This window comes from Salinivibrio kushneri, assembly GCF_027286325.1.
Taxonomy (GTDB): domain Bacteria; phylum Pseudomonadota; class Gammaproteobacteria; order Enterobacterales; family Vibrionaceae; genus Salinivibrio; species Salinivibrio kushneri_A.
Map to the genome: position 1 here is coordinate 636,804 of NZ_CP114588.1, position 19,311 is coordinate 656,114.

Consider the following 19,311-nt stretch of genomic DNA (forward strand, 5'->3'; position numbering starts at 1 on the left):
TTTTAATGGTTGGATTAGTGGTTGATGTAACGCGGGAGGTTTTCTTCCTCTCTCAACGTTAATACTTCGACGCCAGTCTCGGTGACCAGCAGGGTGTGCTCCCACTGGGCCGATTTCTTACCGTCGATGGTGTATACCGTCCAGCCGTCGTCTTCATCAAGCACGGTACCGTATTTACCTGCATTAATCATAGGCTCAATGGTGAAGCACATGCCAGGTTTGAGTACAGTGCGATCATTATTTTTGTAGTGGACCACTTGAGGGTCTTCATGGAAGCTCGCACCAATGCCATGGCCACAGTACTCTTTGACGATAGAGTAGCGTGTATTGCTATTTTTAATGAATTTCTGAATAGCGGTTCCGAGCTCACCTACGGTCGCCCCAGGCTTTACTTTTTTGATCGCGTGATAGAGGCTTTCTTGTGTCACACGACAAAGACGTTTGTCTTCCAAAGAGACCTCTCCGACCAAAAACATCTTCGAGGTGTCGCCATGGTAGCCGTCTTTAATCACAGTGACATCGATATTGACAATATCGCCATCCTGCAACACATCGTTATCATTCGGAATGCCGTGACAAACCACGTGGTTAATTGATGTGCACATTGATTTTGGAAAACCGTGGTAGTCCAATGTGGCCGGCGTCGTGCCTTGTACTTCGGTCATATATTTGTGAGCAATGTCATCCAGCTCACGGGTGGTGATACCGGGTTTTACATAGTCGCCAAGCATAACGAGCACGTCGGATGCCAAGCGGCCAGCGACGCGCATTTTTTCAATTTCTTCTTCTGTTTTAATTGGGATTGTCATTTTGCTTTCTCACTTTAATTTGGGTCGCTCAATGATGACGATGAGAACGAGAGCCCGATATTTTCACGCTTGGTATCATCGAGCACAGCCGCCCAGACCTGCTACGCTTGTCGCAGTGAATGAGGTGAGCAGCCGTATGATCGTAGCGCTATGGTACCAAGCCATCTGCGTTCTGGAAACCAAAAGGGGCGGGATCCCGATGACATCTAGTGGCAACCACGCTTGACCGAATGCGCAATATTGCTGGATTTTGCTGGTGTTTTTGTGGTATAAAGCGCGCCGAAAACCGTCATTGTGATCAATCTAGCCGAGCTGGGTTTCAGTTTGATGGTCTTCACTCAACACTTTTTATTTTAAATCACACACATATCGACACATTGACCGGGGTGCCCTCAAGCGGGTCGGTGGATGGGATATGTGGAGGCCTAACCCCAAGAGGAAATTATCATGGCTACTGTTTCAATGCGCGACATGCTCAAGGCGGGCGTACACTTCGGTCACCAAACTCGTTACTGGAACCCAAAAATGAAGCCTTTCATCTTTGGTTCACGTAACAAGGTGCACATCATCAACCTTGAGAAAACTGTACCAATGTTTAACGATTCTTTGGCTGAACTGTCAAAAATCGGTGAGCGTAAAGGTAAAGTCCTGTTCGTTGGTACTAAGCGCGCAGCAAGCGAAGCGGTAAAAGCGGCAGCAGAAAACTGCGAGCAGTTTTATGTAAGCAACCGTTGGTTGGGCGGCATGCTCACTAACTGGAAAACCGTTCGTACATCTATCAAGCGTCTGAAAGACCTGGAAACTCAGTCTACTGACGGTACGTTTGAGAAGCTGACCAAGAAAGAAGCACTGATGTACACCCGTGAGATGGAAAAGCTCGACAAATCACTGGGTGGTATCAAGAACATGAACGGCCTTCCTGATGCAATGTTCGTTATCGATGCGGATCACGAGCACATTGCCATCAAAGAAGCGAACAACCTGGGTATCCCAGTATTTGCAGTGGTAGATACTAACTCTAACCCAGACGGCGTTGACCACGTCATTCCAGGTAACGATGACGCAATCCGCGCTATCCAGCTTTACCTGAATGCCGCGTCTGACGCATACAAAGAAGGCCGTAGCCAAGACATCGTTGCGCAAGCAGAAGACGAGCTGGTTGAAGTCGCTGAATAAGACGACAGCTCCTTGTGAGCGTTCTTAGCCATCAGCGTGTCATCTTTCATGCTGTAAGCTAAGTATGGTTAGCAGGGGCCGATTTCGGGCCCCTGTTTTTTACCCAAATAGTTTCGAATCGAGGATTGAACAATGGCAACTGTTACCGCTGCCCTGGTTAAAGAACTTCGCGAGCGCACTGGCGCTGGCATGATGGAATGTAAAAAAGCACTGGTTGAAGCGAACGCAGATATCGAAGTAGCAATCGAGAACATGCGTAAGAGCGGTGCGGCAAAAGCAGCGAAAAAAGCTGGCCGTGTTGCAGCTGAAGGCGTGATCCTAGTGAAAGAAAACGAAGGCAAAGCAGCGATCGTTGAGATCAACTGTGAAACTGACTTCGTTGCAAAAGACGCAAACTTCGCGGAATTTGCTGATCAAGTTGCTGAAACAGCACTGGCTGAAGGCCTTGAGATCGACGCACTGAAAGAAAAATTTGAACAGCAGCGTGCTGATCTGGTCGCTAAAATCGGTGAAAACATGGATATCCGTCGTGTTTCATTCATCGAAGGCGAGAAAGTGGGTTCTTACCGTCACGGCGGTCGCATCGGTGTTATCGTTGCGGCAAAAGCGGACGAAGAAACCATCAAGCACGTGGCTATGCACATTGCAGCGTCTAAGCCTGACTATGTTAACCCTGAAGACGTACCTGCCGACGTGGTGGAGAAAGAGAAGCAAATTCAGGTTGATATCGCAATGGAATCAGGCAAGCCTGCTGACATCGCAGAGAAAATGGTTGCTGGTCGCATGAAGAAATTCACCGGTGAAATTTCTCTGACGGGTCAAGCATTCGTGATGGATCCATCACAAACTGTGGGCCAGATGCTGAAAGAAAAAGGTGCCGAAGTGACCGACTTCATCCGCTTTGAAGTGGGCGAAGGCATCGAGAAAGAAGAAGTAGACTTTGCTGCAGAAGTTGCTGCGGCACAACAAAGCTAATTTTTCTGACTCAGACCGCGGTGCTCGCCGCGGTCTTCCATAACCTTCTTCCCTAACTAGTGCCTAATAGAAAGGTAGTGAAATGACTACAAATCCTAAGCCAGCTTATCAACGAATTTTACTTAAACTTAGCGGTGAAGCCCTGCAGGGCGATGATGGATTCGGTATCGATCCCACTGTGCTAGACCGTATGGCACAAGAAATCAAAGAACTGGTCGAGCTGGGTGTTCAGGTGGGTTTGGTTATCGGCGGCGGTAATCTATTCCGTGGTGCTGGTCTTGCTGAGGCGGGAATGAACCGTGTTGTGGGCGATCACATGGGTATGTTAGCCACCGTGATGAACGGATTGGCAATGCGTGATGCACTTCATCGTGCCTATGTGAACGCGCGAGTGATGTCAGCCATTCCCTTGAATGGCGTGTGTGATAGCTATAATTGGGCAGAAGCGATCAGCCAGCTTCGCAATGGTCGCGTGGTGATATTCTCCGCAGGGACAGGTAACCCTTTCTTCACCACAGATTCGGCAGCGTGCTTACGCGGTATTGAAATTGAATCTGATATTGTGATCAAAGCAACCAAGGTCGATGGGGTTTACAGCGATGACCCAACCAAAAACCCGGATGCAACGCTTTATGACTCGCTAACATACCAAGATGTTTTAGAAAAAGAGTTGAAAGTGATGGATTTGGCCGCATTTACGTTAGCACGCGATCATAAGCTGCCACTTCGTGTCTTTAATATGAACAAGCCAGGTGCATTACGCCGTGTCGTGATGGGCGAGGCAGAAGGCACTTTGATCACTAACAGCTAAGCCGGTATCGGTGGCATAATCTTACAAACTAATTCAATCGCAAGGATACTCCCGTGATTAATGACATAAAAGACGACGCGAAATCGCGTATGGATAAAAGTGTAGAGGCGCTAAAACACACGCTAGGTAAATTGCGCACAGGCCGTGCCCACCCGAGTTTGCTTGAAGGGATCACTGTTGAGTACTACGGTGCGCCGACCCCCTTGAATCAGCTCGCCTCTATCGTGGCGGAAGATGCGCGTACGTTGGCGATTAGCGTGTACGACAAGCAAGTGACACAAGCGGTTGAAAAAGCAATCATGACCTCAGACTTGGGCCTCAACCCAGCCTCTGCAGGCACCGTGATCCGTGTTCCTTTGCCGCCACTGACTGAAGAGCGCCGTAAAGATATGGTGAAAGTGGTGCGTGCCGAAGGTGAGCAAGGCCGTGTGGCAATTCGTAATATTCGCCGCGACGCTAACAATGAGCTTAAGGCGCTGCTTAAAGACAAAGAAATCTCTGAAGATGACGAGCGTCGTGCGCAAGATGACATTCAAAAGTTGACTGACGAAGCGGTCAAGAATGTTGATGCACTTCTTGATGCAAAAGAAAAAGAGTTGATGGAAGTCTAAATCTCATTAGACTTTACCGCCGATGCTAAAGCGCTGTGCGTGCAGTACAGCGCTTTTTATTTGCCAAGGAGAAACATGAGTTCCCAGTCTCTTGATGCGCAGCTCGAGTCTGCCGCTTTACCGCAGCACATTGCCGTGATCATGGATGGCAATGGGCGTTGGGCTAAGGCACGAGGCAAAGCCCGTGTGTTTGGACATAAGGCGGGTGTAAAAGCGGTGCGTAAAACGGTGAAAGCCGCGTCTGAACTAGGGGTAAAAGCCCTGACGTTATTTGCGTTTAGCAGTGAGAATTGGCGTCGCCCTGAAGACGAAGTGAGTGTATTGATGGAGCTGTTTATCAATGTGCTTTCTCGTGAGGTCAAACGACTCGACAGTCATGGGGTGCAATTACGCATCATCGGTGATACCTCTCGCTTTAGCCCGTCACTGCAGGCCAAAATCGCCGAAGCCGAAGCACTAACGGCCGATAATGACCGTTTAGTACTCAATATTGCTGCTAACTATGGTGGGCAGTGGGATATTACCCAAGCAACGCGCCGAGTGGCCGAAGAAGTCGCGGCAGGGCAGTTGCAACCGAACGATATCGGTGAGCAAGATATTGCTCGCTATTTGATGCTGGCTGACTTACCGGATGTGGATTTGATGATCCGCACCAGCGGAGAGTGCCGCATCAGTAATTTTATTTTATGGCAAGCCGCTTATGCCGAGCTGTGTTTTACCGAGCAGTATTGGCCGGACTTCAACGAACAGAGTTTGTATGATGCTGTGGCTTGGTACGTCAACCGAGAACGACGGTTTGGCTGCACGGGCGAGCAAATAAAAGCCATGATAACCACGGATAAGTAACCACGAGGAATCAGTTTGCTCAAACAACGAGTTTTAACCGCGGCCTTTTTAGTCCCGTTAGTGGTCGCGGGCGTCTTCTACTTACCGTTTCCTGCTTTTGTGGCAGCGATAGCGGTCGTCACGCTTATTGGACTTTGGGAGTGGACGCAATTTGTTTCAGCGTCGTCACGACTGCTTACTTTTATCATTCCCGCTGCTGCGTTGGCATTGTCTCTGTTTGCTCTCCCTTTTGACGCCATGGCATTGGGGCACGTACGTTTACCGCCTTTTGCGGTCGCCGCAACAGGCGCTGCTTGGTGGCTGTTTGCCACTGTCCTCGTGCTCGCATTCCCACGCTCAGGCAGCTATTGGACCCACAGCAAACTACTTCGCCTGATGTTTGGCCTGCTCACCATGCTTCCTTTTATGTGGAGTGTATTGTTATTGCGTGCAGCGGATTATCAGTTTTCCACTTACTACGGCGCTAAATTAGTACTGCTGGTGTTTGTGCTGGTTTGGTGTGCGGATAGCGGTGCTTACTTTGCCGGAAAGAAGTTTGGCAAACACAAAATGGCACCGGCGGTGAGCCCAAATAAGACCCTAGAGGGATTGCTTGGCGGGCTGACAGCGGCGGTAGGGGTGACCTGGCTTGGCGCCTACGTCTTAGAGCTTCATTTTGCCAACCTTGGGGTGTTGTTAGCGATTGCGGTGGTGACGGCTTTAGCCTCGGTGTTGGGGGATCTTGCTGAAAGCATGTTTAAGCGTGTGGCAGGGGTCAAAGACAGCGGTAACCTTCTTCCTGGTCATGGCGGTATTCTCGACCGTATTGATAGTCTGACAGCCGCATTTCCCGTTTTTACCGTGTTGTATTTCGCGTTTGCGAATTAAGTGAAACGAGTCGTTTACATGCAAAAAATTACCGTTTTAGGCGCGACAGGTTCGATTGGCACCAGCACATTGAAAGTGGTAGAAGCGAACCCTGAGCAGTATGACGTAACGGCATTGGCGGCTCATACCAATGTTGAAAAGATGATCGCTTTGTGTGCACGTTGGCAGCCTGCTTACGCTGCAATGGCGGATGAAGGGGCGGCGCACCAACTGAGCAAAGCGCTTGCAGAAAAAGGGTTACGCACCGAAGTGCTTGGCGGCACCGAGAGCCTGTGTCACCTCGCATCGCTACCAGACGTTGACATGGTGATGGCCGCCGTTGTTGGCGCAGCGGGATTGCCCTCGACCATGGCCGCCGTGAAGGCAGGAAAGCGTGTGCTACTTGCCAATAAAGAGGCCTTGGTAATGTCAGGGCAGTTCTTTATTGATGCTGTCCACCAGTATGGTGCAGAGCTGTTGCCGATTGATAGCGAACACAATGCCATTTTTCAATGCTTGCCTCACGCGGTACAGCAAGCCCCTGGACGTTGCGATCTTAACGCAGCAGGCGTGAGTAAAATCTTATTAACGGGATCGGGTGGCCCATTCCGTTATCGCGATCCGGATAGCTTAGCGGCTGTCAGTATCGAAGAAGCGGTCGCGCATCCTAACTGGTCGATGGGGCCGAAAATCTCGGTCGATTCCGCCACCATGATGAATAAAGGGCTGGAATACATTGAAGCGCGTTGGTTATTCAATGCCAAGCCTGACCAGCTGGAGGTGGTGATTCACCCTCAGTCAGTGATCCATTCCATGGTGCAGATGTGTGATGGCTCGGTGTTAGCACAATTAGGAACACCGGATATGTGCACCCCCATTGCGCATGCGATGGGATACCCCGAACGAGTACAAGCACCTGTCGCCCCGCTCGATTTTACCCAAATTGGTGAATTTACCTTTATGGCCCCCGACGCACAGCGTTATCCATGCTTATCGCTCGCCATGGCAGCGTGTGAGCAAGGGCAGGCGGCAACGACAAGCTTGAATGCAGCCAATGAACAAACCGTAGCGGCCTTCTTGGCAGGAAAAGTCGGATTTATGGATATTGCTCGCATCAATGAGCAGGTGATGACCCAGTTATCTCTCCCGACACCGACAAGCTTGGATTGCTTATTTGAGCTGGATAGAATAGCGCGCATGACTGCGGATGAGCAGATTGTTAAGGTGGCACAATGAGCGGTTTTCTATGGAATGCAGCGGCGTTTATCGTCGCACTGGGAATACTGGTAGCGATTCATGAGTTTGGCCATTTCTGGGTCGCTCGCCGTTGTGGGGTGAAAGTAGAGCGCTTTTCCATTGGTTTTGGTCGCGCATTGTGGCGGAAATTTGGTAAGGACGGCACCGAATATGTGATTGCCGCGATCCCCCTTGGCGGCTATGTCAAAATGTTGGACGAGCGTATTGAGGCGGTGCCAGAGGCGGATAAACCTCTGGCCTTTAACAACCAACCTTTATGGCAGCGTAGTGCGATCGTCGCCGCCGGCCCAGTTGCTAACTTCATATTCGCCGTTTTCGCTTACTGGCTGATCATGATGATAGGTGTTCCTGCGGTAAAGCCTGTGATTGGTGAAATTGCACCCAACTCGATCGCCGCAGAAGCGGGAATTGAGCCAGGGATGGAACTAACCCAGGTTTCAGGCGTCGAAACCGCTGATTGGCAAGCTGTTAATTTTGCATTGATCGGCCATATCGGTGATGAGAGCATGACGCTCACCGCTAAGCCGGCGCCCACATCCAGTTATGACAGAGATTATCAATTGGATTTAGGCCGATGGCAGTTTAATCCAGAAAAACAATCGCCTCTGACGACATTGGGGATCACGCCTTATCGCCCTGCGATTACTTTATCGATCGCACAAGTGGTTGAAGGAAGTGCGGCAGAGCAAGCGGGTCTCAAGCAAGGCGACAAAATTATTGCAGTGGGTGACACGGAGCTGTCGTCATGGCAGCGCTTGGTCGAGGTGATTAAAGCCAGCCCGAATCAAGGGTTGTCATTGATGGTCATGCGAGAGGGACAGCGAGAGTCTGTTGTGTTAACCCCTGATGCGCGTCAGGTCGATGGTAAAGTGACAGGTTACGCCGGTATTGCGCCGCAACTGGAAGCGTGGCCCGAATCATATCGGTTCACCCAGCAATATGGGCCATTAGCCGCGATACCTGAAGCGGTACAGAAAACAGGCCAAGTAATCAGTATGACGGTCAATATGATCAAAAAGCTGATTACGGGTGATGTAGGGGTGAATAACTTGAGCGGCCCTATATCGATAGCAAAAGGCGCGGGGATGACCGCGGAGATCGGGTTGATCTCATTTTTAGGGTTTATGGCACTGATTAGTGTGAACCTGGGCATTATCAATTTACTCCCTCTGCCCGTATTGGATGGCGGCCATTTGCTGTTCTTTGGGATTGAGGCTGTCACACGACGACCCGTTTCGGAGCGTGTGCAGGATTTTGGGTATCGAATCGGCGCTGCCGTGTTGATGATGGTAATGGCAGTGGCATTGTTTAACGACTTCGCCCGACTTTAAACGGTTAGTATTCAAGGATAAGTCAGATAGCAGATGGCGATGAAAAAACTATTAATAGCGTCTCTTTTAGTAAGCAGTAGTATGGCGCATGCTGACGCATTCCAGGTCAGCGATATCCGCTTTGAGGGGCTACAACGAGTCAGTTTAGGGGCTGCTTTATTGTCGATGCCTGTACGGGTCGGCGACAAGGTAGACGATGAAGATGTCGCAGACGTCATCAATGCGCTTTTTGCCTCAGGTAACTTTGAAGATGTTCGCGTGTATCGTGATGACGATGCCCTGCTGGTCAAAGTGGTAGAGCGTCCGACCATCGCCAGTATCTCTTTTTCGGGAAACAAGGCGATCAAGGAAGAGCAGCTAAAAGAGAACCTGACATCGTCAGGCCTTCGTGTTGGCGAAGCGCTCGATCGCACCCAACTGAGCAAAATCGAAAAAGGCCTCGAAGACTTTTACTACAGTGTGGGTAAATACAGTGCGTCGGTGAAAGCCGTGGTGACCCCCTTGCCGCGCAATCGTGCTGATTTGAAATTTGTCTTCACCGAAGGCGTGTCCGCCAAGATTGAGCAAATTAACTTTGTCGGCAATGATGTCTTTAGCGATGAGCAACTCCGGGACAATTTTGACCTGCGCGCTGATGTGCCGTGGTGGAACTTCCTCGCCAACGAGAAGTACCAGAAGCAGGTACTCGCGGGCGATCTTGAGAAACTACGCAGTTTTTATCTTAATCGCGGTTACCTGAAGTTCCGTGTTGAATCCACCCAAGTGGCGATTTCACCGGATAAAAAAGGTGTGTACATCACCTTGAACGTCAATGAAGGTGAACCTTATCAAGTGGCGGACTTGGATTTTCGTGGTGATCCACAAAATGAAGACGTTTACCGCTCATTAGTCACTTTTACCCGTGGTGATACCTACAACGGCGATAAGGTGACCGCCCTTGAAGAAGCGATTAAACGGCATTTGGGTGAGACAGGCTTTGCTTATCCGAAAGTGAACACGTTACCCAGCTTTGATGATGATAATCAGCAGGTATCGTTAACGGTCAATGTTGAGCCTGGTAAGCGTATTTATGTGCGCAATGTGCGCTTTTCTGGCAACACCACCACCAAAGATGAAGTGTTACGCCGTGAAATGCGGCAGCTTGAAGGCACTTGGCTTAACTCAAAAGCGGTTACCCGTGGTAAAGAGCGTCTCAGTCGAACCGGCTTTTTCCAGAATGTTGAAGTGGACACTCAGCGCGTACCCGGCACGGATGATCAAGTCGACGTTAACTACAAAGTTAAAGAAGCTAACTCAGGCAGCATCAACTTTGGTATCGGTTATGGCACCGAGTCAGGCGCGAGCTTACAGCTCGGCTTACAGCAAGATAACTTTGCTGGTACGGGGAACCGCTTTGGTATCAACGCCATGGTCAACGACTATCGCAAAAACCTGACGCTTGAGTACCGTGACCCTTACTTTACGCTCGACGGTGTAAGCCTAGGCGGTAAGGTATTCTATAACGAATTTGAAGCGCGCGACGCCAACATCGTTGAGTACACCAACCAAAGTTACGGTACCAACCTCACGTGGGGTTTTTGGACTGATGAGCTGAACTCGATTGATTTCTCGTTAGGGTACACGCACAACAAGATTGAGAACCTCGGCAGTTATTATCAAATTGATAAGTTCTTAGACCTTCACCAAGATAACCTTAATCACAATGAAGGCCTGGAAGTTGACGACTTTGATATTTCAGTATCCTGGACGCGCAATAACCTCAACCGCGGCTATTTCCCAACCGCAGGTAACTACCAACGCGCATCGTATCGGATGACGGTACCCGGCTCGGATGTACAGTACTTTAAAATGCAGTATGACATCCGCCAATACGTGCCGCTGACACAAGAGCACGAGTTTACGCTGTTGATGCGTGGCCGACTTGCGTATGGTAACGGTTATGGCCAAACCAATGGCCAAGATCACATGCTGCCGTTTTATGAGAACTATTACGCGGGGGGCTTCTCGTCACTGCGTGGCTTCCGTTCGAATACGGTAGGCCCGAAAGCGGTCTACAAAGACAAGTCGGAGGGAGGATCTGAGCAGTCAGACGGAGACGTGGAGTACTCAGAAGGTAGCTATGGCTCGAGTGACGCCGTCGGTGGTAACGCCATGGCACGCGCCAGTGCTGAGTTGATTGTGCCAACGCCGTTTGCCTCAGAGGAAGCACGCGAGCAAATCCGTACCAGTGTGTTTATTGATGCCGCCTCAGTGTGGGACACTGAGTTTGATCGCCAAGAACTTATCAACATGGGCTATCCCGCAGGCACAAAAGACTACTCAGATCCATCCAATATCAGTGCCTCTTATGGTATGGCATTGCAGTGGATGTCCCCGATGGCACCTTTGGTATTTTCCATCGCAAAACCTATTACAAGCCAGCCTGGCGACGATGAAGAGTTCTTTACCTTCACGATCGGGCGCACATTCTGATGATCAGAAAGGAGACTATTGTGAAATCATTTTTGAAAGCAGCGGGACTGAGTGTCGCGGTATTGACGACGTCCATGTACGCATCAGCGGCTGATGCTGCACAGAAGGTGGGCTACGTATCAACCGGGGCCGTGATGTCGCAACTGGCGAAGAAAAACAACCTCAACGAAAAACTACGCGGTGAATTTAAAGACCGCGTGGCTGAAATTGAGCGTTTGAAAGAAAAGCTCTCCGAGGGCGTAGAAAAGCTCAAGCGCAATGGTGAGCTGATGAGCGAAGACGAGCGAGTGACGCTTCAACGTAAACTTCAGTCGATGGAGTCGGATTACAAGCTGAAAGTGAAAGCGCTCCAAGAAGATCAACGCAAGCGTGGTGGTCAAGAAGAGTCTAAACTGGTCAAAAAGCTCAAGACAGCGGTCGACCAAGTGGCTGAGCAAGAGGGCTATGACATGGTGATTGACGCCAATGCCGTCTTGTACGCTAACCCAAGCGATGACTTGTCTGAAAAAGTGATCAACGCAGTTAAATAAAAGTCGAGGAGCCCATGGTTTCGATTACTCTCGCTGAATTAGCGGATAAACTGGATGCACAGCTCCACGGAGATGGCGCTGTAACGATAACCTCGCTTGCAGGGATGAATTCAGCGGGAGAAGGGCAAATTACCTTCTTATCCAGCCCTAAATATCGTAAAAATTTGGCACTATGCCGCGCCAGCGCCGTGATGCTCAAAGAAGGGGACTTGTCTTATTGTCAAGGCAATGCGCTGGTGGTGTCAGACCCGTATTTGGCTTATGCCAAAGTGGCGCAGATTCTTGACTCGACGCCTGCTTGTGCCACCGATATTGCCGCATCGGCGGTGGTGGCTGACGATGCAGTCTTGGGAGAAGGCGTTGCCATCGGCCCTAACGCGGTGATTGAATCTGGTGCGCTTATTGGCGATGGCGTGCAAATCGGCGCAGGGTGTTTTGTTGGCAAAGGGACAAAAGTAGGCGCGCGGACCAAGCTTTGGGCGAATGTCACGCTCTATCATGAGGTAGTGATAGGGCAAGATTGCTTGATTCAAGCGGGTACCGTGATTGGTGCGGACGGGTTCGGCTATGCCAATGATAAAGGCAAGTGGGTGAAAATCCCGCAGCTTGGTCGTGTAGTGATAGGTGATCGCGTTGAAATTGGCGCGTGCACCACCATTGACCGAGGCGCATTGGATGATACCGAAATTGCCGACGGGGTGATTATCGACAACCAGTGTCAGATTGCGCATAATGTGTCGATCGGTGAGAACACGGCAATCGCCGGTGCAACCGTGATGGCAGGCAGCCTCAAAGTAGGCAAACACTGCATCATTGGTGGTGCCAGCGTGTTTAATGGCCATATGGAAATCACAGATAACGTGACCATCACGGGAATGGCGATGGTGATGCGGCCAATCACTGAGCCGGGCATGTATTCGTCCGGGATTCCGTTGCAGCCCAACCGCGAGTGGCGGAAGACTGCCGCGCGTGTACTCAAGATTGATGAGATGCACAAACGGCTCAAAGAGCTGGAAAATCAGCTCGAAAAACAAGATTAACGCCGAGATGACAGGCCCGCCTTAGTAACGCGGGCCGTTTTGCGTTAATGAAGTCAGTATTGGATTTGAACGGGAATACTACCTTGACTCGCGAAAACAAAGTTCTACACATCAACGAAATCAAAGAGCTGTTACCACACCGCTATCCTTTTTTGTTGATTGATCGCGTTATCGATTTTGAAGAAGGGCAATACCTTCACGCGATTAAAAATATCACTGTCAATGAGCCTCAATTTACGGGTCATTTTCCGCAATTGCCGGTTTTCCCAGGCGTACTCATTTTAGAGGCAATGGCGCAGGCGACCGGCCTATTAGCATTTAAGACCTTCGGTAAGCCGAAAGACAACGAGCTATACTACTTTGCAAGCATTGATAATGCGAAATTCCGCCGTCCGGTCTCACCGGGTGACCAATTGGTGCTTGAGGTGGAATTTATTAAAGAGCGTCGAGGTATTGCGGCCTTTAATGGGGTGGCAAAAGTAGACGGTGAGGTTGTCTGCTCGGCGGAACTGAAGTGCGCAAGAAGAGAGATCTAATTGTGATCCACGAAACGGCTTACATTCACCCCACTGCGGTTGTCGAAGACGGCGTCGTATTGGGCGAAAACGTAAAAATTGGCGCTTTTTCTTATATTGGCGAAGGGGTTGAAATCGGGACAGGCACCGAGGTGATGACCCACGTTGTGATCAAAGGTCCGACCCGTATCGGGACAGATAATCGCATTTATCAATTCGCTTCCATTGGTGAAGCGTGCCAAGACCTTAAATATGCTGGAGAGCCAACCACGCTCGAAATCGGTGATCGTAACACCATTCGAGAAAGTGTCACCATGCACCGTGGTACCGTTCAAGATAAAGGCGAAACCAAAGTTGGCAGCGACAACTTGTTTATGATTAATGCCCACGTCGCCCATGATTGTGTGGTCGGTAATCATTGTATTTTCGCCAACAACGCCACCTTAGCGGGCCACGTTCATGTCGATGATTATGCGATTGTCGGTGGCATGTCAGCCATTCACCAGTTCTGCGTCATTGGCAGTCACGCGATGCTCGGTGGAGGGTCGATAGTCGTGCAAGATGTTCCTCCTTATGTGATGGCGCAGGGGAATCACTGCGCGCCATTTGGCATCAACATTGAGGGGCTCAAACGCCGTGGCTTTGAAAAGTCATCTATCCGTGCAATTCGTTCGGTGTATAAGAACATGTATCGCTCAGGTAAGACACTGGAAGAAGTGAAAAAAGAGCTGGCCGAGCAAGCGGAAAGCGAGCCGGCGCTAGCGCTGTTTATTGACTTTTTTGAGCGCTCGACGCGAGGCGTTATTCGTTAATGTTACCCAGTAGTGAACGCCCATTACGAGTTGGAATTGTCGCCGGGGAAATCTCCGGCGATGTTTTAGGTGAAGGCCTGATAAAGGCGATGCGTGCCCAACACCCCCATGTTGAGTTTGTCGGTATTGGCGGCCCAAGAATGATGGCTCAAGGCTGTCACAGCCTATTCGATATGGAAGAGCTGTCTGTCATGGGGCTGGTGGAAGTGCTAGGACGGCTGCCACGTTTGCTGAAAGTAAAAACAGAGTTGGTTAAGCATTTTACCGCCAATCCACCGGATGTCTTCATTGGTATCGATGCCCCAGATTTTAATCTACGTCTCGAGGCGTCGTTAAAACAAGCAGGGATAAAGACCGTCCATTATGTTAGCCCATCAGTGTGGGCATGGCGACAAAAGCGGATTTTTAAGATTGCCGCGGCGACGGATCTTGTTCTGGCCTTTTTGCCCTTCGAGAAAGCATTTTACGATAGGTTTAATGTGCCTTGTGCGTTTGTCGGCCACACCATGGCCGATAGCATTCCGATGCAGGTGGACAAACTCGCGGCGCAGCGTGTCCTTGGGTTAGATAGCCAAAAACGTTGGTTAGCCGTGCTGCCTGGCAGCCGTGGTAGTGAAATGTCGATGTTAGCCCCGCCGTTTATACAAGCGTGTCAGCAACTGGCGGCGCGGTATCCGGATTTGGGATTTGTGGTGGCGCTTGTTAACGAAACTCGGCGACAGCAATTTGAACAGGCGTGGCAGGCCATGGCGCCTGAGCTTTCATTCACATTGATTGATGATACGGCGCGCCACGTGATTAGCGCCGCTGATTCGGTGCTGCTTGCCTCAGGAACAGTGGCATTAGAGTGCATGTTGCTTAAACGCCCGATGGTGGTGGGGTATAAAGTCAAGCCGGTTACAGCGTGGCTTGCTAAACGCTTGCTGAAAACAAAGTATGTTTCCTTACCCAACATTCTGGCTGATGCGCCTTTAGTGCCTGAACTGTTGCAAGACGAGTGTCAACCAGAGGCGTTAGCCGATGCGGTCAGCGCCCAACTCGATAGTGATAACCAGGCTTTGTTGGCCACCTTTACTGAGTTGCATCACACCATTCGCAAAGATGCGGATACATCTGCAGCCAATGCCGTACTAACGTTATTAGACAATCATGACTGAACACCCTTTTGAATACCCAGATGCAAAGCTCATTGCTGGTGTCGATGAAGTAGGCCGTGGGCCACTGGTCGGGGCCGTTGTCACAGCGGCAGTGATTTTAGACCCCGCGCAGCCTATTGCTGGCTTGACGGACTCAAAAAAACTGAGCGAGAAAAAGCGTCTTGCTTTGTATGATGAAATCAAACAAAAAGCCTTGGCGTGGGCCGTCGGGCGCGCCGAACCCGAAGAGATTGATTCGCTCAACATCTTACATGCCACCATGCTGGCGATGCAGCGCGCGGTTGATGGCTTGTCGGTCACGCCGGATTATGCGTTAATTGATGGTAATCGGGTACCGTCATTATCGATGCCTGCTGAGGCTGTCGTGAAAGGTGACTTGCGGGTCGCAGAAATCAGTGCCGCCTCGATCCTTGCTAAGGTAGACCGCGACCATGAAATGGCTATGTTGGACGCGGCTTACCCGAACTATGGGTTTGCGCAACACAAAGGCTACCCCACCAAGGTCCACATGGCAGCGTTGGCCGAGCATGGCGCATTACCTATGCACCGTAAAAGTTTTAAACCCGTTAAGCGCGCACTGGGCATTGACTAGTCGTGTGATCCCAGCCCTTATTACCGTTAAGTAACGAGCCGTATGTCTGAGCCACGTTTTGTCCATTTACGTATTCACAGTGACTTTTCCATGGTTGATGGTTTGTCCAAGGTGCCGCCACTGGTAAAAAAAGTGGCGGAAATGGGCATGCCTGCCATGGCGCTTACTGACTTTAGCAACCTGTGTGGGTTGGTTAAGTTCTACAACACCGCAAACAATGTCGGTGTGAAACCGATAATTGGCGCTGATTTCTTAGTGCAATCAGAGGCGTTTGGCGAGGAGCTTTGTCAGCTGACCTTGTTAGCAGCCGACAAAACGGGCTATAAGAACCTGACCTTGCTGATCTCCAAGGCCTACTTACGTGGGCATGTTCAGCATCGCCCAGTCATCGATCAGCAGTGGCTGATGGAGCATGCACAAGGATTGATTGTGTTATCCGGCGGCTGCCGTGGTGACTTGGGGAAAGCCTTGCTTAAAGGCAATCAAGCGCTGGCAAAAGAGTGTGCGCACTTTTACCAAACCTATTTTCCGGATGCGTATTACATGGAGCTGGTGCGCACCGGGCGCCAGGATGAAGAAGTCTATCTTCACTTTGCGGTCGATTTTGCCGCCGATCATGACTTACCCGTGGTGGCGACCAATGAAGTGTGCTTCATTTCGTCTGAAGAGTTTGATGCGCATGAGATCCGGGTTGCGATTCACGATGGCTTTACTCTCGATGATCCTCGCCGTCCCAAGAAATACAGCGCTGAACAATATTTGCGTACCGAGCAAGAGATGTGTGATCTCTTCGCGGATATTCCCGAGGCGTTGACTAATAGCGTCGAGATAGCCAAGCGTTGTAACGTTCCGGTGCGATTGGATGAGTACTTTTTGCCTAACTTCCCGACAGAGGGAATGGAAATTGACCAATACTTGGTCAAGCGCTCACAAGAAGGCTTGGAAGAGCGTCTTGCCTTTCTCTTTCCTGATGAAACGGAAAGAGCGCGCCGACGCCCCGACTATGATGCACGGCTAGAGCGCGAGCTTGGGGTTATCAACCAAATGGGGTTTCCCGGCTACTTTTTGATCGTGATGGAGTTTATCCAGTGGTCAAAAGACAATGATATCCCTGTCGGCCCAGGGCGCGGCTCAGGGGCCGGCTCTTTGGTGGCTTATGCGCTAAAAATTACCGACCTTGACCCACTCCAGTTTGATCTCCTCTTCGAGCGCTTTTTGAACCCCGAACGTGTCTCCATGCCCGACTTCGACGTCGACTTTTGCATGGATAAGCGTGATCTAGTGATCGATCACGTCGCTGAAATGTACGGGCGTGATGCGGTATCGCAGATCATTACCTTCGGTACCATGGCCGCGAAAGCCGTTATCCGTGATGTGGGACGCGTGTTAGGGCACCCATATGGCTTTGTGGACCGGATTTCAAAGCTGGTACCACCCGATCCTGGAATGACCCTCGAGAAAGCCTTTGACGCCGAGCCCCAGTTGGTTGAGGTGTACAACAGCGATGAAGAAGTCAAAGCGCTGATTGATATGGCGCGGATGCTCGAAGGGGTTACCCGAAATGCCGGTAAGCACGCGGGCGGGGTGGTGATATCACCCACCACGATTACCGATTTTTCTCCCCTTTATTGCGACAGTGAAGGGCATCATCCGGTGACCCAGTTCGATAAAAATGATGTGGAAACGGCCGGCCTGGTGAAGTTTGACTTCTTGGGTCTGCGGACGCTGACCATCATCGACTGGGCGCTGGGAATGATAAATCCGCGCTTACAGCGTCAAGGGAAAGATCCTATTGATATCGCCGCGATCCCGATGGCGGACCAAGCGTCATTTGAGATGCTGCGTAAGGCAGAGACGACCGCGGTATTCCAGCTTGAATCGCGTGGCATGAAAGAGCTGATTAAGCGCCTTCAGCCTGACTGCTTTGAAGATATGATCGCATTGGTGGCCTTGTTCCGGCCTGGTCCGTTGCAATCGGGGATGGTGGATAACTTTATCGACCGTAAGCATGGCCGTGAAATCGTGTCTTACCCAGATGAAAAGTGGCAACACGACTCATTAAAAGAAACGCTTGAGCCCACCTATGGCATCATTCTCTATCAAGAGCAGGTGATGCAAATTGCTCAGACGCTCGCAGGCTATACCTTGGGCGGGGCAGACTTGCTACGTCGTGCCATGGGTAAGAAAAAACCAGAAGAAATGGCCAAGCAGCGAGACATTTTTGAAAAAGGGGCGATTGCAAACGGCATCGATGGCGAACTTGCCATGCGGATCTTTGACTTGGTGGAAAAATTTGCCGGCTATGGTTTCAACAAATCGCACTCCGCTGCTTACGCGCTGGTCTCATACCAAACACTGTGGTTAAAAGCCCACTATCCTGCTGAATTCATGGCGGCGGTGATGACCGCAGACATGGATAACACCGATAAAGTCGTGGGACTGGTGGAAGAGTGTCGGCGCATGAAACTGACCGTTTTGCCGCCTGATGTTAATGCTGGATTGCATCATTTCACCGTTAATGAGAAAGGTGAAATTGTTTACGGCATTGGCGCGATAAAAGGCGTCGGCGAAGGCCCTATCGATACGATTGTTGCTGCGCGTGAGCAAGAGGGGTATTTCCGAGACTTGTTTGATTTTTGTGCTCGCATTGATACCAAAAAAGTCAATAAACGTGTGATTGAACGCCTAATCCGTGCCGGTGCCATGGATAAGTTGGGTCCTCACCGTGCCGCGATGATGGCCTCGGTTGATGAGGCTATCCGTGCTGCGAGCCAACATCATCAAGCGGAAGCCTACGGGCAAACCGATATGTTTGGGGTGTTGACTGATGCCCCTGAAGAAGTCGAGCATGCCTATGCACACGCTGACCCGTGGCCAGATAAAGTGTGGCTAGAAGGGGAGCGAGAAACGCTGGGCTTGTATTTGACCGGCCATCCGGTCAACAGCTATCGCAAAGAGTTAAAAAACTACATCACGTGGCGGCTAGAAGATGCCCATGCAACGAAGCGTGATGTGGTCTCGACGGTAGCAGGGTTGGTGATCGCTGCACGGGTAATGACCACCAAACGGGGCTCGCGTTTGGGGATCTTAACCCTCGATGATCGCTCGGGGCGCATGGAAGTGATGCTTTTTTCTGATGTACTCGACAAATATCTCGACTTGGTGGAGAAAGATCGGATTTTAGTGGTCTCAGGACAGGTCAGCTTTGATGACTTCAACGGGGGGCTTAAAATGACCGCCCGTGAAGTGATGGACATCAGTCAGGCGCGGGAAAAATATGCGCGTTGTTTAGGGATTTCGATGACCTCGGATCAAGTCGATGCGCCCTTTTTTGAGCGATTTCATGATGCACTGGCACCCTACCGATCCGGTACAGTGCCTGTGAATCTTTACTATCAGCGCGACGATGCGCGCGCGCGGTTACGTTTAGGCGCAGAGTGGCGCGTAACGCCAACCGATGAATTAATCGACACCTTGAAAGGCTTGCTCGGCAACGAACAGGTCGAATTAGAGTTTAACTAAGCCAGGCTG

Annotated in this window: 17 protein-coding genes; 16 read left to right on the forward strand and 1 reads right to left on the reverse strand. The window is 50.6% G+C overall.

The features are described 5' to 3' along the window. Positions 1–14 precede the first annotated feature (14 nt). On the reverse strand, positions 15–809 hold the full coding sequence (gene map / locus N8M53_RS03100; RefSeq protein WP_269579457.1) for a type I methionyl aminopeptidase: 795 nt from the start codon (positions 807–809) through the stop codon (positions 15–17). 447 nt (positions 810–1,256) lie between these two features. Here map and rpsB point away from each other — a divergent pair, with 447 nt between their 5' ends. The 16 genes from rpsB (at position 1,257) to dnaE (ending at position 19,302) form a co-directional block, all read left to right on the forward strand. After that, positions 1,257–1,985: a 30S ribosomal protein S2 gene (gene rpsB / locus N8M53_RS03105; protein ID WP_077667292.1), complete on the forward strand. Its 729-nt coding sequence runs from the start codon at positions 1,257–1,259 to the stop codon at positions 1,983–1,985. A gap of 132 nt (positions 1,986–2,117) precedes the next feature. Further along, the gene (tsf, locus tag N8M53_RS03110) at positions 2,118–2,960 is read left to right on the forward strand and encodes a translation elongation factor Ts (protein ID WP_046074176.1); all 843 of its coding nucleotides are present in this window, start codon (positions 2,118–2,120) and stop codon (positions 2,958–2,960) included. An 82-nt stretch (positions 2,961–3,042) separates the two neighbouring features. Further along, positions 3,043–3,771 carry a UMP kinase gene (pyrH, locus tag N8M53_RS03115; RefSeq protein WP_269579458.1) on the forward strand — a complete coding sequence of 243 codons (729 nt, stop codon included), beginning with the start codon at positions 3,043–3,045 and terminating at the stop codon, positions 3,769–3,771. A gap of 53 nt (positions 3,772–3,824) precedes the next feature. Beyond that, positions 3,825–4,382, forward strand: coding sequence for a ribosome recycling factor (gene frr, locus N8M53_RS03120; protein WP_077667291.1), 558 nt, complete (start codon positions 3,825–3,827; stop codon positions 4,380–4,382). 75 nt (positions 4,383–4,457) lie between these two features. Continuing rightward, complete coding sequence (locus N8M53_RS03125) at positions 4,458–5,228, forward strand: isoprenyl transferase (protein WP_077667290.1); 771 nt, start codon at positions 4,458–4,460, stop codon at positions 5,226–5,228. Between the two features lie 15 nt (positions 5,229–5,243). Next, complete coding sequence (locus N8M53_RS03130) at positions 5,244–6,095, forward strand: phosphatidate cytidylyltransferase (RefSeq protein WP_269579459.1); 852 nt, start codon at positions 5,244–5,246, stop codon at positions 6,093–6,095. A gap of 18 nt (positions 6,096–6,113) precedes the next feature. Continuing rightward, entirely contained in the window at positions 6,114–7,310 is a 1,197-nt protein-coding gene (ispC, locus tag N8M53_RS03135; protein WP_269579460.1) for a 1-deoxy-D-xylulose-5-phosphate reductoisomerase, read from the forward strand. Beyond that, a complete protein-coding gene (gene rseP, locus N8M53_RS03140; protein WP_269579461.1) occupies positions 7,307–8,662 on the forward strand; it encodes a sigma E protease regulator RseP in 1,356 nt (451 codons plus the stop codon). Before ispC ends, rseP begins: the two co-directional genes overlap by 4 nt. 33 nt (positions 8,663–8,695) lie before the next feature. Further along, entirely contained in the window at positions 8,696–11,134 is a 2,439-nt protein-coding gene (gene bamA / locus N8M53_RS03145; RefSeq protein WP_269579462.1) for an outer membrane protein assembly factor BamA, read from the forward strand. Between the two features lie 20 nt (positions 11,135–11,154). Next, a complete protein-coding gene (locus tag N8M53_RS03150; RefSeq protein WP_046074184.1) occupies positions 11,155–11,664 on the forward strand; it encodes an OmpH family outer membrane protein in 510 nt (169 codons plus the stop codon). A 14-nt stretch (positions 11,665–11,678) separates the two neighbouring features. After that, on the forward strand, positions 11,679–12,704 hold the full coding sequence (gene lpxD, locus N8M53_RS03155) for a UDP-3-O-(3-hydroxymyristoyl)glucosamine N-acyltransferase (RefSeq protein WP_077667284.1): 1,026 nt from the start codon (positions 11,679–11,681) through the stop codon (positions 12,702–12,704). 83 nt (positions 12,705–12,787) lie between these two features. Beyond that, entirely contained in the window at positions 12,788–13,240 is a 453-nt protein-coding gene (gene fabZ, locus N8M53_RS03160; RefSeq protein ID WP_046074224.1) for a 3-hydroxyacyl-ACP dehydratase FabZ, read from the forward strand. A 2-nt stretch (positions 13,241–13,242) separates the two neighbouring features. Next, positions 13,243–14,031 (forward strand): acyl-ACP--UDP-N-acetylglucosamine O-acyltransferase, encoded by a 789-nt coding sequence (gene lpxA / locus N8M53_RS03165; RefSeq protein WP_269579463.1) that lies wholly within the window; start codon positions 13,243–13,245, stop codon positions 14,029–14,031. After that, positions 14,031–15,188, forward strand: coding sequence for a lipid-A-disaccharide synthase (lpxB, locus tag N8M53_RS03170; RefSeq protein ID WP_269579464.1), 1,158 nt, complete (start codon positions 14,031–14,033; stop codon positions 15,186–15,188). The genes lpxA and lpxB overlap by 1 nt, the downstream gene beginning before the upstream one ends. Then, positions 15,181–15,780 (forward strand): ribonuclease HII, encoded by a 600-nt coding sequence (gene rnhB / locus N8M53_RS03175; protein WP_077771349.1) that lies wholly within the window; start codon positions 15,181–15,183, stop codon positions 15,778–15,780. Before lpxB ends, rnhB begins: the two co-directional genes overlap by 8 nt. A 42-nt stretch (positions 15,781–15,822) precedes the next feature. After that, positions 15,823–19,302, forward strand: coding sequence for a DNA polymerase III subunit alpha (dnaE, locus tag N8M53_RS03180; protein WP_269579465.1), 3,480 nt, complete (start codon positions 15,823–15,825; stop codon positions 19,300–19,302). Positions 19,303–19,311 lie beyond the last annotated feature (9 nt).